This is a genomic window from Rhizobium sp. CB3171, assembly GCF_029714265.1.
GTDB lineage: Bacteria > Pseudomonadota > Alphaproteobacteria > Rhizobiales > Rhizobiaceae > Rhizobium.
In genome coordinates this window covers 779473-792738 of the sequence record NZ_CP121653.1, presented here as the reverse complement: position 1 = coordinate 792738, position 13266 = coordinate 779473, and the positions used below count along the sequence as shown (strand labels likewise).

Annotated in this window: 11 protein-coding genes and 1 pseudogene; 7 read left to right on the top strand and 5 right to left on the bottom strand. The window is 57.0% G+C overall.

Annotated features, from left to right (window positions below):
- Nucleotides 1-45: 45 nt before the first annotated feature.
- Nucleotides 46-879, bottom strand: coding sequence for a sugar phosphate isomerase/epimerase (locus tag QA648_RS22905; RefSeq protein ID WP_283053808.1), 834 nt, complete (start codon nucleotides 877-879; stop codon nucleotides 46-48).
- A gap of 227 nt (nucleotides 880-1106) precedes the next feature.
- On the opposite strand from QA648_RS22905, the gene QA648_RS22900 reads away from it, so the two are divergent.
- Both QA648_RS22900 and QA648_RS22895 read left to right on the top strand, forming a co-directional pair.
- Nucleotides 1107-2036 carry a sugar ABC transporter substrate-binding protein gene (locus QA648_RS22900; protein WP_260304060.1) on the top strand — a complete coding sequence of 310 codons (930 nt, stop codon included), beginning with the start codon at nucleotides 1107-1109 and terminating at the stop codon, nucleotides 2034-2036.
- A 203-nt stretch (nucleotides 2037-2239) separates the two neighbouring features.
- Entirely contained in the window at nucleotides 2240-3274 is a 1035-nt protein-coding gene (locus QA648_RS22895; RefSeq protein WP_283053807.1) for a sterol desaturase family protein, read from the top strand.
- A 313-nt stretch (nucleotides 3275-3587) separates the two neighbouring features.
- On the opposite strand, the gene QA648_RS22890 is transcribed toward QA648_RS22895, so the two are convergent.
- The 3 genes from QA648_RS22890 to QA648_RS22880 form a co-directional block, all read right to left on the bottom strand.
- The gene (locus QA648_RS22890) at nucleotides 3588-4160 is read right to left on the bottom strand and encodes a nucleotidyl transferase AbiEii/AbiGii toxin family protein (RefSeq protein WP_283053806.1); all 573 of its coding nucleotides are present in this window, start codon (nucleotides 4158-4160) and stop codon (nucleotides 3588-3590) included.
- Nucleotides 4161-4283: 123 nt separating this feature from the next.
- A complete protein-coding gene (locus QA648_RS22885; RefSeq protein WP_104827035.1) occupies nucleotides 4284-4553 on the bottom strand; it encodes a hypothetical protein in 270 nt (89 codons plus the stop codon).
- A 194-nt stretch (nucleotides 4554-4747) separates the two neighbouring features.
- On the bottom strand, nucleotides 4748-5773 hold the full coding sequence (locus tag QA648_RS22880) for a LacI family DNA-binding transcriptional regulator (protein WP_283053805.1): 1026 nt from the start codon (nucleotides 5771-5773) through the stop codon (nucleotides 4748-4750).
- Between the two features lie 212 nt (nucleotides 5774-5985).
- Here QA648_RS22880 and QA648_RS22875 point away from each other — a divergent pair, with 212 nt between their 5' ends.
- The 3 genes from QA648_RS22875 to QA648_RS22865 all read left to right on the top strand — a co-directional run bounded on the left by QA648_RS22875 (nucleotide 5986) and on the right by QA648_RS22865 (nucleotide 9921).
- On the top strand, nucleotides 5986-6303 hold the full coding sequence (locus QA648_RS22875) for a MocE family 2Fe-2S type ferredoxin (protein ID WP_283053804.1): 318 nt from the start codon (nucleotides 5986-5988) through the stop codon (nucleotides 6301-6303).
- A 506-nt stretch (nucleotides 6304-6809) separates the two neighbouring features.
- Entirely contained in the window at nucleotides 6810-8486 is a 1677-nt protein-coding gene (locus QA648_RS22870; RefSeq protein ID WP_283053803.1) for an FAD-dependent oxidoreductase, read from the top strand.
- A 532-nt stretch (nucleotides 8487-9018) separates the two neighbouring features.
- Nucleotides 9019-9921: a hypothetical protein gene (locus QA648_RS22865; protein WP_283053802.1), complete on the top strand. Its 903-nt coding sequence runs from the start codon at nucleotides 9019-9021 to the stop codon at nucleotides 9919-9921.
- A 371-nt stretch (nucleotides 9922-10292) separates the two neighbouring features.
- On the opposite strand, the gene QA648_RS22860 is transcribed toward QA648_RS22865, so the two are convergent.
- On the bottom strand, nucleotides 10293-11438 hold the full coding sequence (locus QA648_RS22860) for a GSU2403 family nucleotidyltransferase fold protein (protein WP_283053801.1): 1146 nt from the start codon (nucleotides 11436-11438) through the stop codon (nucleotides 10293-10295).
- Nucleotides 11439-11940: 502 nt separating this feature from the next.
- Here QA648_RS22860 and QA648_RS22855 point away from each other — a divergent pair.
- Nucleotides 11941-12387, top strand: a pseudogene (locus QA648_RS22855) (helix-turn-helix domain-containing protein); the annotation flags it as partial.
- A 154-nt stretch (nucleotides 12388-12541) separates the two neighbouring features.
- Nucleotides 12542-13261, top strand: coding sequence for a GntR family transcriptional regulator (locus QA648_RS22850; RefSeq protein WP_283053800.1), 720 nt, complete (start codon nucleotides 12542-12544; stop codon nucleotides 13259-13261).
- The last annotated feature ends 5 nt before the right edge of the window (nucleotides 13262-13266 follow it).

Genomic DNA, 13266 nt, shown 5'->3' with positions numbered 1-13266 from the left:
TAGGTCGCCTTCGGAGAGCAAAGCGTACATTCAGCGAACCTCGCATCAGCCGGCAGTTCTCGCCCAGAGCGCACGCACCTCCCGCATCAGAAGAAGAGATTCCTCCCATCGGTCCGTGGTGTCCTCGCCATCCCTTCCCGTGATCGCATAGGGCTTCGGTCCTAACTCGCAGGTGAAAGTGAGGACATCGTCGCTGCCTGCGCGTTTTCGCCAGCTTCTGAAGCCGTATTCCCACCAGCCGAGAAAGAGATCGACCCAGGGGCGGTGGTGCGGAAAGGAGATTTCGATCTGGACCTGCTCACGCGAGGCGACCCGGCCGTGGAAGGCCCAGGAACTGTCGAGTATCCGGTGGATGAGCGCATGATTTTCGTCGGATACCGGCCAGGCGAATTCCCGGCCGACGAGAAAATGAGAGACATCCCCCAAAAGCCGCAAATCCGGAAAGCGATCGAGCAGATCGAGCGTGAAGAATAGATCGGTCGTCATACGGTCGCGGTGTGTCTCGATGAGGACATCGATGCCGGCCTCCTCGCCCAGCCGCTGCCAGCCCTCAAGCAAGGGAAGGCAATCCTCCAGGCGCCGTAACCGCACGTCGGGCTGCAGGCAGAGGTGATGCACGTTGCATTCGGCGGCGATCTCAAGCACCGGCTTCAGATCGTCGACAGTCTTCGGAAAGCATTGTCCTTCGGCCTGCAGACCATGATGCCTGAGCAGGCCGGCAATTCGGCGCACTGCGTCACGGTCGGACCAATGGGCGCTGATGCCGTCGAAGCCAGCGGCGGCGATCTTGTCCAAATTCTCTTCGAGAGTGAGCTCCGGATATTTCGCGCTGCGTCGCTCCATGGCCCAAAGCGACTGGAATATGAGCATGTCCTGCATGGCGCCTCCCCTCCATGGGCTGCACAGATCACGAATTCCATGCCTTTGCGAGACCGTCCGGTGATGGGTTTTGATCATAGCGATATTTCATTGCAAAGCGGATGTGCTTGCACGCGGCGAGCCGCGAGCCTTGAGGTTTTTTCATCAAAATACTCTCGGACGTTAACAGGCGCTGTCGGTAACTTTTTCGAGCGACTGATTGGGTCGTTGTTTCCTGGGAGGAGAACATGCTGAAATTTCTTGGCGCAAGTGCGCTGGTGCTCGTGCTGTCGTCGCAAGCCTATGCCGCCGATCGGATCGGCGTTTCGATGGGCTATCTGACGACCAATTTTCAAACCCTGATCGCCAACGGCATGCAGGATTACGCCAAGACCAAAGGCATCGATCTGCAGGTGGAAGACGCCGCCAACGACGTCAACAAGCAGTTGGATCAGGTGCGGAACTTCGCGGCTGGCGGCGTCTCGGCCATCATCGTTGATCCTGTGGATTCCGACGGTACACCGGCAATGAGCAAGATCGCAGAAGCGGCAGGCATTCCGCTGATCTATGTCAATATACAGCCGACCGATTTGACGAGCCTTGGCAAGAAGCAGGCCTTCGTGGGATCGAACGAAACAGAATCTGGAACGCTGCAGACCAAGGAAGTCTGTCGCATGCTGGGTGGAAAGGGCGACATCGTCATCATGATCGGCGACCTCACCAGCCAAGCAGCCCGACAGAGGACTGCGGACGTGCATGACGTCTTGAAGTCCGGTGAGTGCGGCGGCATCAAGGTCCTTCGCGAGCAGGTCGGCAACTGGAGCCGTGTCGACGGCGCCGACCTTGTTTCGAACTGGCTGACCAGCGGCCTGAAATTCGATGCCGTGATCGCCAACAATGACGAGATGGCGCTTGGCGCGATTGCCGCGATCAAGAACGCCGGCGGCTCAACGGACAAGACCCTCGTTGCGGGCATCGACGCCACGCCAGACGCCCTTCAGGCGATGAAGGCCGGCGACCTCAAGGTCACCGTGTTCCAGGATGCCAAGGCGCAGGGTCGAGGCGCTGTCGACACCGCGGTGAAGGCTATCAAGGGTGACCAGATCGACAGGGAAGTCTGGATCCCTTTCAAGCTGGTGACGAACCAGAACATGGTCCAGTTCGAGCATCTCAACTGAGCTGAACCTGACGACATTCTATCAGTGGCAACGCTAGGGTGACGCACATGGGGAGGCCGGCGGCCTCCCTTCTCACCCGCCGCCACCTGATAGAGCAAAGTCCTCACGGTTGGTCTGAGTAATTTTCATCAAAACTCTGCTGTCGTTTCGAACCGGCGTCGGTGAGACTGATCGCATGCATTCCGGAAATTGGGAGGAACACGATGGATGACACGCTCTACGGCACGCGCGACAAACGAGGGGACTGGAAGCCCAACAAGCTTCTCAAATATCCTCCTGTCTTCATCTGGCCGGCCCAGCCGGCCGCCTTCCTGAAATGGTTCTTTGGATATCCGGGCTATCTCATGCCCTGGAACGCCGTCTATGCTGTCGTCGCAACGCTGCTGTGGTTCTATGCGACACCCTCGATGGAGACGATGAAGACCCTTGAGCCGGGCTGGATCGCCTATCTTCTCGCGCGCAATACCACCCTCGTCTTCCTGTTCTTCGGTGCGTTTCATTTGCGGCTTTACATGCAGAAGAAGCAGGGCACGAGTTTCAAATATAACGGCAAGTGGCCGTCCAAAAACAACTCGGCATTTCTCTTCAGCAATCAGACCATCGACAATGTGATCTGGACATTCGCAAGCGCGGTGCCACTTTGGACTGCCTTCGAAGTCCTGACCCTATGGGCTTTCGCGAACGGCATCATTCCCTATGTCGATTTCGCCGAACATCCGGTTTACTGCACTGTGATCGTGCTTTTGATCCCGGCATTCCGCGACCTGCATTTCTATCTGGTCCATCGCCTCATTCACTGGCCGCCGCTCTATCATGCCGTTCACAAGCTGCATCATAACAATGTCAACCCCGGCCCGTGGTCTGGCCTTGCGATGCACCCCGTAGAGCATCTGCTGTATTTCTCGGGCGTGCTCATCCATTGGATCGTACCCTCCAATCCGATCCACGCCCTCTTCCATCTGATCCATGCCGCCCTCGCGCCGGCCCCTGGCCATGCGGGCTTCGATAAGATCGTGATCGCAGACGATGCCGCCATCGACACCCACGCCTACGACCACTACCTGCACCACAAGTTCTTCGAGTGCAATTACGCCGATGGCGTCATCCCGCTCGACAAGTGGTTCGGCACTTTTCATGATGGTTCGAAAGAGGCCGAGGACCGCATGAACAGGCGCTTTATGGAGCGGGCACGAAAATACGCCGAAAAGCAAGCGCGCAGCTCTGAAACCCCGAGCTAGCTTAAGGCCCAAGCCCGTCCGGGCTTGCCGGCGCGCCATGCTTCATGGGCGCAATTTGGTTCTCCCCCCGCCCGAGCGGCCTGTTGACGGCGGGAAATGCCGGAGCCTGCGACCCCTCCTTCGCAGGCTCCGCCTTGGCCGCTCACGCTGGCGACGAAAAATGCCCGATATGTTCCGTAGATAGCACCGCCACCAATCAGATTCACCCGCGTTCGGGTCGCCAGACGCACCATGGGCAGGGCGTTCACCCAAAGGTCCATCGATAATAACAGGTACTTTGTCGGCCCCGTTGTCGAGTAATTAAGTTACTATACTATGTGCTGGGCTGTGCGCCTGTTGGAAGGGCGCAGACAGTCTCCAGAAGCTCAACTGTCATTGCCTGCGCCTCTGCCGGAATCTCAGAGAAGCTCTCGCGGTACAGTAGCTTCTTCATGATGGCCTCCGCGAACTGCGGGTTCATCTGGCGAGCGACGTTCAGAGCCTTCTCGCATCCATCTCTAAAGGGTGACAGGGTCTTGACGACATAGTCTGTTCCGAGGGCCTTCACCACGCAGGCGAGATCGAACATGTCACGTGGCTGCATAGACGCCCCGCGATAATATATCTTCTTTGCGATAATTTCCGCGGGAGTTTCGAGCAGGACGTCTCGCCCGCGCACCCGTGCCTCTATCGTTGGGTTATCGGTCAAACTTGGGGCGCAGATAAAGTCGAGCTCGCCGACACCTTCGAAGACGATCTTTAATGCTCTCGATCCGTCGGATTCGTATCCGTCCGGGCTGATATCGAGTTCATATCCCTGTGTCTGCGGATTGAGATACGGCAAAAGTTGCGGATCTTGAACGAAGATGTCGACGTCAAAGCTTTCGCGGTGATCGATCTGGAGCATCAGCGCCGTACCGCCCCCAAAGGTCCAACTGTCGATTAAGTTGAATTCGCGGTTTGCTTGGTCGATGATGCTGCTGGCCTGGTCAAAGAGATCGGCCCATTTGCTTTCAGCGTATTTAATCAACTATGCCACCCGCGCCAGAGGCAGCGTATAACCAGCGAGTACCGAGAACTTCCGGGCAAGATCGGAGGCTATCACTCGATCGATATGCATTTCGTCCAGAAACAAGTTTTGCAGGCCCTCATCCACTTCTGAAAAGAAGGAGAAGGCCGACGGATCGAAATAGTCGGCGCTGGCAGGATCTGAAATCTTTGATGCCAACTGCTCAGCCGAAAGCGCCGTCCCATAAGGGGCGTTGACAGTGGATAGAACCTTTACTGCAACAATCGACATCTTCCACACTACCGAACTTCCCTCTAACGAATGTAGCGTCGTAGTGCTTGAGAAACAAGGATCGCTGGTGGACACGTAGGGGGAACGATTGAACTACATTCTCAACGAACCCTGTTGATAGCGTTTTCGGCTTTGTCAAAGAGAGCGGTAGTTCATCTTCCAGAGATCGTGACTTCAATCCTGGGCAGTGCGCGCTATTTGACTACGATATTTTCCGCCGTATACGTCAGGAACGGAACCGGATCCCGGCTAACAGGCACGTCGATGACACCCAATCTCGAAAGAACGGTGTCCAATGCGCGTCTCGCCTGGGTTTCCGGAGCTTGATCCAATATGAGCGTCATCAGCCCTGAAACGATGAAGCGGCGCGTTTCGTCGTTGAGTTCATGTGTGATCCAGATGAACTCCCTCTTTTCCTGCTGCTGATAGCGCTGAAGAACCGATCCAACACCGAGATTGGCGCCGCCGGCATTGTAGATGCCGGCGATATCCATCCCGCGACGTAACGCCTGTCTCAGCAATTCGGCGGATCTCACATCGTCATCCAGGCCGAATATAACCTCCGAAAACTGATGCGCCGGGTTGCCGTGGGCGGCGAAGTAATCGGAAAAGCCGCGAATGCGCTCCTTATGAATTTGATAGGCCCAGCTATGACAGATGGCAACGATGCTTCCCGCCGCCGGTCGAAGCATTCGGGACATATAGAAGCCCGCGGTTCGTCCGGCCGCGTAATTATCGATGCCCACGAACACATCGTCCCTGCCGGACGTGTAGGAAACGATCTGGACGACTTCTATGCCTGCACTACGGGCGTGATCCAGGCTCTGCCTGATTTTCGGATGGTCGAGGCCGACAACAATCAGGGCGTGGCGGCGGATAGCGCTGTTGGATATATGGGCGGCAAACTTCTCGGGATCGTTCTCCTCGACGAAGGTTCTGTGAACGGCAATCGAGCTGTCCAATGAGGCGGCAATCCGTTCAAATGCGCGATTGAGCCTGCTGAAGAACGGCGACTCAGGTCTCACAAGGATGACCTCGATGCGGATCGTTCCGCGATAGAGATTCGGGATCACCCCTTTATATCCCAGCCGCTTGGCGGCCAGCACCACCTTCTCTGCCGTCTGGGGCTTGACCCCTCCTCGCTCATTAAGAACGCGCTCGACGGTTGCAATGCCGACGCCTGCGGCGGCCGCAATATCGACCAAGCGAGCTTTCTTCATTCTGTTTCTCCCCTGATCAAAAATGATCATAATTGGCGTGGAATGTGAAGCGCTATTTCGCGCATGGTTGATGTTGCTCGGGGAGGAAAAGCTGAGCGAGATCAAGGCTCAACGCCAGGCGGCCCAAAGTCCTGACGCGATGCTCCTCCACTAGGGCAACATCTTTAGCGCAGGCGACAAGCCGCCGGCGGACGATAGCGAGGAGACAAGAAATGACGACATGGATCGACGCGTGTGCACCTGACGACATCGACCAGGAAGACGTCCTCCGGTTTGATCACGCCGGACGAACATTCGCGATCTACCGAAGCCCGGACGACGAATATTTCGCGACCGACGGGCTTTGCACCCATGAGAAGATTCACCTGGCCGACGGGCTTGTCATGGACGACATCATCGAGTGTCCAAAGCACAATGGACGCTTCAGCTACAAGACAGGAGAGGCTCGGGGTGCGCCGGTATGCATCAATCTGAGAACCTATCCGGTCAAGCTGGAAGGCGATCGCATCATGATCGAAATCGGCGGATGAGCGATGACGCGGGCATCATCATCGTCAGCGCGGTGAACGCGTCGCCCGCGTTGCGTTAAGCTTGCGAGAACGGCTGCCGTCATCACATCACGGTCAGGCCGTGTATTGTTTTCGTATTGCTCGCGGGTCCCGATGGATGCTCGCGAAAACGGTGCCAAAACTATGATTGCGCCGTCGGAAACATCAAATTGAACTAGATGTTTTCTTTCATCTCGACCCTATCTTCGGTTGCCATCGCGGATCTCTTTTTCGGCTGGGCGATGAACGTCATCGTAGAGCGTGCAAGGCCGTCACTAATCCTTTTGCCCGAGGTGACGAGCCGATTCATTCTACTTTAGGTGAAATTGTTCTGCGGATTGTGAAGCATTAGCGTGCCGCGTTAGGTCCGCGCCTCCACCTTCAATCAGGTGGCGATCGCGCCGAGGCCGATCCGCAGTGCCGCCAGGGGACGGAAAGGTGATTGCGGCTACTACCATAAGGACATTGCTCGAACGTTGGGGGCGAAAATGTTTGCGGGTCCAGAGGTGTTTCAGCACGGCTTTGACGTGTGCGTTGTGGGTGCAGGTCCGGTCGGTATTGCCGCTGCACTCGAATTGAGCAGGCGCGGCATGCGAACGCTGCTTATCGAAGCCGGCCCGAAACAATCGAAACGGCCCGAACGAAACGAAACAGGTTTCGATATAGACGACGACATCTATCACGCTGCGGACCAGGTTACCTCTGCCACCGGACTTGGCGGCACGTCCGAACGATGGGGTGGGCAATGCGTTGAGCTGGACGATATAGACTTCGAGCCAAGGGATTACGTCGCACACTCCGGCTGGCCTATTGCTCACGAAAAGATTTCGCCGTTCTATCAGCGCGCGCGGTCTCTTTTGAGTAGCAACGTCACCGGCGAGCGATCGGAGCCGGAATCGGAGACTGATTTTCCGGCATCCCGGGAAAGCTGGACACGCATACGCAACACAGCGAAGGCTAACAGGGCTGAGCTCGCCTCTTCGCAGAACCTCTTCGTCATCCTGGACGCGAGGGTCAAAGCTCTCGGGTTCGACCCCGTGCAAGGACGACTGCATTCCATATCGATTGGCTTCCGCGGTGGCTCCTACAAGGTATGCGCTGAGCATTACGTGCTAGCCTGCGGCGGCAGGGGCAATACCCGGCTGCTGCTGAACCTTCAGGTCGCGTATCCGCAATTGTTCGGCGGAAGCGACGGGCCGCTCGGGCGCTTCTACATGGGACACCTCGCCGGACAGATCGCGCAGATCGAATTCACCACCAAGGAGCATGCCGAACGGTATCTTTTTAAGCGCACATCCACCGGAACCTTCGTGTGTAACCGGTTTCAACCTGGCCCCAAATTGCAACGGACACTCAAGCTGCCGAATATTGCCTTTTGGCCGACGAACCGGAGGGCCGCTTTCGGTGAGGCCGACCCAGCCCTCTCGCTGCTATATCTCTGGAACAGTAAGAAGGCGGTCGTCCACAAAGCGACGTGGGGCGAGGCCGATCGATCCCGTTACTATAATGTGCTGCACAATGTCCTGCGCCATCCGATTGGCGCGACCTTTTCCGCGTTGGGGTTGCTTCGCCAAAAATACGGCATCGCCGAACCATATCTTGTGCTCCGCAGACCTGACCTCAGATACGGGCTTCGCTACCACGGGGAGCAAATTCCAAGCAGTTCAAACCGCGCCTTCCTCAAGCCCGAGCAAGATGCGGATGGCCAGTTCAAGCTCGAGGTCTCGTTCCGATATTTACCTCAGGATATCAGCGGCACGCTCAACGCGCATCTTGCCCTCGATCGATGGCTCAAGGAGCGCAAAATAGGCAAGCTGATCTTCGACACAGCACCCGAACACCTTGAAGAGCATATCGATGCGCAAGCCAAGGACGGCTACCATCAGATCGGGTTGACCAAGATGGGCGTCGACCGCAAGCACGCCGTCGTCAATCACAACTGTCGCATCATCGACATCGTCAACCTCTATATCGCCGGAAGCTGCATTTTTCCCACGTCCGGACAAGCTAACCCTACGCTTCCAGCCGTCGCCTTCGCCGTCAGGCTCGCTGACCATCTCGTTTCCGAGATCCGCTGTCAAAGCACGCCGGCGGCTTTGTCGATGAGCAGCCGCCTGGAGCCCAAAGTGGCATCGTCCCTAAGCGTCCCGCGAAGCATTTGCTGACAGGGCTGCCAAGGACATGAAGTTGAGCGAGATGCTGATCGCAAAGCCGATCACGCCGCCAATCGAGGTTCCGGCCGCCGCACGAACCTGAAATCTCTAGCGCCAAAGAACCGTATAAAGGCTGCTATTCTTTAGTGATCAATCGCAGGTACGGCGCTCCGGTCCTGGAATGGGTCTTCTCCTCTCAGACCCGCTCGCAGTCGGTGAAAGCGGCTGATATGATCACCACCTCCTTGTTCGGTTACTGAGCCGGCTCGCGCGGCTAGCTGCAGCGAATCCCCCCTGATCTTCATCCAATTTTCGCACAAATATCCGGAATCGGCACAAAAGTGGAAGCATTCCGGAAGAGAGCCCGCCAGGAGACACGCCCCTCAAGCTCCCGTTAAGCTTTTAGAAGCTTGCTGGATCGCGTTTGACGCCGGCAAGCCGCTCAACAACCAGTCAGGATTGGTGACAGCCTAACTGGTTTGAGGTGGCCGTGGGTGTCCCACTTTCTTGCTCAACTACGGATGCGGGCAAACTGGATAGCAGAATGCAAAGTCTCACAACAAAGCTTCGCGCCACTGTCGTCTTGCTGCTAGTCGCCCTCGCCCAGGCTGTCGCTCTCGCCCACCATCCCATCCCGAATTTCGAAGACGTCGCACTGATCGGTACGCTGTGTCTGGGCATCGCAGTGATCTTAGCAACGCTCGTCAACAGCACGCAATTATCTGAAAGCCCAACCCCTGTTCATCGTGCGGATGCGGGGAATCCTGCGTTAACGACAGCGATCATGTCTGAAGCGGGAACGGTAGCGGGAATGCCCCCACGGGCCGACAAGGAGGGAACGGATACCGCTTCATCCGTCAACGGAGAGAGCGCCTTTGCCGTTGACATTGAAACGATGACCACGGCGGTTATTGAAGGTGACCTTACCGCTCGCATGGCTGAGGGTTACGACGATCCCAACCTCGACCGCGCAGCGATTGCCGTTAACAGAATGGTCTGGACGTTAGAAGAGGGCATGCTTGAGATCAATCGAGTAACGGAGGCGCTGGCCAATGGCGATTTATCGGCATCCATGCGTGGCCAGTTTCGAGGTTCCATTGGACAAATTCAAAGAAACGTCAATCTCGCAATGGCAACGATCCGGTCCACGCTCAACGTATCCGGAGCAGCGCAATTCGAGCAAAGCGCCTCCCGAGCCGCAAGGATGATTGCTCGTTTCAAGCGGCGAGCGGCATTACCAAAGATTGCCGTTAGCGACGGCTCGTCAATGCCAGTAGCTTCGCCGGCGCGCGCGCTTCGCCGTAAAGTCATGCGAGCTTTTGGGGAACCTACCAACGCGGTCTTGCGCGCACCAAAAGACTCCTCGAAGCGGCTTAACGGACATTATGAGGTTGCGGATGTACTAGCTCATCCACGCAAAGCAACTGGCGCACCCGATGAGATTTAATCGAGAAGCGCTCGTCTGAGGCCTGCGACCTGGGATCGTTATCTCAAGGATCTTGCCGACGATCTCGGCAGTCATCGGCGGTCTCGGCGCGACGGGGTCTTGTGAGCACAGGCGCTTTCGGAAAAGCCTGCTAGTGGCGCCTATGATGCCCCTGATAAGGACCGGTGTTTCACGCAATTGGGAAGCAACTGCCATTTGACTTTGGTCGGTTGCTACCTCCTGGACACCGAGTTGGCGGGAGAGCTGTAAGATGCTCTTGCTCTTGCTCTGGACCGAGGTCATGTAGAACCGCAGTCCACGCAGTACGAACGAGCCCATCTTACGAAAGATTAAGACCGACTCCGTTGTCGCCAGGCATTCGCGGTAGCGTCCTAACTGTCCCCGCCGGCTTTCTGTGGGATGAGCTTCCTAAGCGTGACTGTGGGCAGTTCGTCGTCGCGGAACGGTTCCTCTCCGTATCGGATGGCACTGCGTGCGATGATTTCTATAGCATCGTCGGGCAGTGCTAGGATGCCGCGCAGCACGAAGTTTCGTCGTTTCGCCTTGTGGCGCCATAATTCTGACCAGGCCTGCGCAAGTTCACTAGTGCGGCCGGCGTGTCCGATGGCCCTTACCAGTTCGGCAGCCTGCATGCGGTCCTTGGTGTCTTTGCCCGCTTCACCCGATAGGCCTCGCATCTGGCTGATGGCCACCTTGTGAAGCGCATAGCGGACCGGATCGGGCACCACAACAGCCACACCATCTTCGTATAAGAGCGCTGACCGGATCGGGTTCCTGATGAGGAACTCCATCAGGTCGAGCGGTTGAAGCGCCGTGCCAGGCATGATCGGGATCGTTACTGGCGCTCTACGGTCCCGGTCTGAATTCTTGTGAGCCGTCAGAAGGTCGACTTTGTAGTTGCTGGCGTTCTCATAGCGCGTCGGCCCAGCGTTCGGATAACTCGGATTAAGCCTTGGTGTGAACGATTCATCGACGGATTTGAGAATATCCTGAAAGTCTTCTAGCTTTTGGCCGGTGTGGCCCACGTGAAGCGCGATTTCGCGATCGTGGGCAAGATCGATGTCCTGCGTGCGATGGAGCTCGCCACTCAGCTTGACACCGAGGATGCCGCCGTAGGCCTGGTATGCCACGGAGCCAACGAGAACCGCACCGGCTTGAAACAAGCCGGCTCTCTGGAATGCCTGTGTGAGTTTCCCTTCCATGGGATCGGGTGCCGGAAGGCCCGACCGACGCAGCATGGAAGCTGTCTCCTTTTGAAGCTTATGACGCGCGTGTTCGTGACCATGGCGTTCGACTAGCGCGTCTACATCAGTGTCGCCGACTAATCCGGCATAGCTCGTTCGTCGGCCACTAGGCGCGGTCGAGTCGCGCATGACGTGATACCAATACTCCTTTCCTCCGCGCCTCAGCTTGTGAAAGGTCCCTTTCGCAGGAAAGCGGGCGTTGAATGCTTCTTCATGTGCCTTTTCAACGAGATCGGCGAACGCGATAGTCAACGAGGGAGCTAGAGGTTGCATGTTGTTCCTTGCTAGTCATTTGCCATACGTTTAGCAAGCTAATTGCTAGACTTCTGGCAAATGTTTAGCAAGTTGAATCATGTTACCCGCCCCGGAATTAACCGCCTCACTTTCCGAACGGGTTCTCACCGACAGCGCCGATCTCGGATCTCTAATGGCCGGCAGCGTCGCTCCTCTACCGGCTTTCCTTTCCTTGCTGACCTTGAAAGATTGAGCGTTGACCGAAGAATTTCGGCATGGCGAGGTCAGTCTTCATGGTAGCGGTTACCAGCTAATGGCGGTGTTGTTTAACCGGCACCTCCAGAGCTCATTTGCTCTGGATCAGACGACCCAGCGGCGCGAGCGGGCCGACGGGGATAAACTCAAAGGTCATCAGCCCGGTTTCGGTCAGGGGCAGTTTGTCTACCTCCGCCTTAACCGCTTCGACGGTCTCCGCCTGCATGTAGAAGATCACGCCGGGCCGGTCTTGGCGGAACCAGAACTGCTCGATCTTGCCGTCGAGCTCGACATGGCGCTTTGGCTGATCCGCAAGACCAGTCCGGAGCTAGCCACCCTCGTCTCGCGCTACCTGCTCGCGGACATCCGCTCCTCGCAAGCGCCCTACATCATCCCCAATCATTTGGCGCAGGCCGATCCCCTCATCCTGCGCTTCGAACGATGGGCGCGGGAGCATCTGCAGGACGGCTTCTCCTTGCGGGAAGCCGCCGCCGCGCTGGCGACAAGCCCTCGCTCCCTGCAACGCCGTTGCCAGGAAGTGCTCGGCAAATCACCTTTATCTTACTTTCAGGACCTTCGGGTCGAACGAGCACAAAACCTGATCCATGGCAGCGGGCTCGACCTCGACGCCATCGCCGCCGAGGTGGGATATGTCGATGGGGCGACCCTGCGCACGCTCTTGCGCCAACGTCTCGGACGCGGCGTACGTGAGCTTCGCGAAGACCTACGCTGAAAGGCGCAAGTCTTCTTCGGCCAGCCTATGGCGAACTGCGAGTTGACCAGCAAATCGCGTCAACAGCATGTCGACAAAATCAAACGAAAAAACTACATTGCTGACATGCTGCTTTTTTGACCCAATGCGGCATCTGCGAATGAAAGGTACCTAAGTGTCTGATGAGGCTGAAGTGAAACGGATCCGGGGAACCGGATGGAAAAACGTCTATGAGACGCTGCGAAGCGAGATCCTTTCTCTCACCTTACCGCCGGGTCAGCTTCTCGACGAAATGACCTTGGCCGAGCGTTTTGACATGTCGCGCTCGCCGGTGCGCGAAGCCCTAATCCGCTTGGGCGGAGACGAACTCGTCGTCACGCTTTCCAACCGCAGCACGATCGTTGCGCCAATCGAAGTGGCGACCTTTCCGAAATATGTGGAGGCGCTCGACATCGCCCAGAGGATGAACACGCGCCTGGCGGCGGCCCTGCGAACCGACGCCGACCTGAAGCTGATTGCCAAGCGGGAAAAGGCATTTGCGGCCGCCGTCAAAACCGGAAATCATCTGGCGATGTCGGAGGCGAACAAAGAGTTCCACATGGCGATCGCCTATGCCGGCAAAAACCAGTATCTGGCATCCTTCTATCACAAGCTTCTATCTCAGGGTCAGCGTATGCTGCACCTGCATTTCGAATATCTCGAGCGCACCCATGAGGGATATCTCCTCACCGATGAGCATAGCCTGATGCTGGAGGCGATCCGGGATAAGAACGTCGATCTGGCGGATGAACTCGCCCATGCTCATACCCGGCAGTTCCAGCACAACTTCATCAACTTCATGCGCGAGAACTACACGACTGATGTCCCGCTCGGACCCGCGCGGGCGGCGGAATAGGTGGC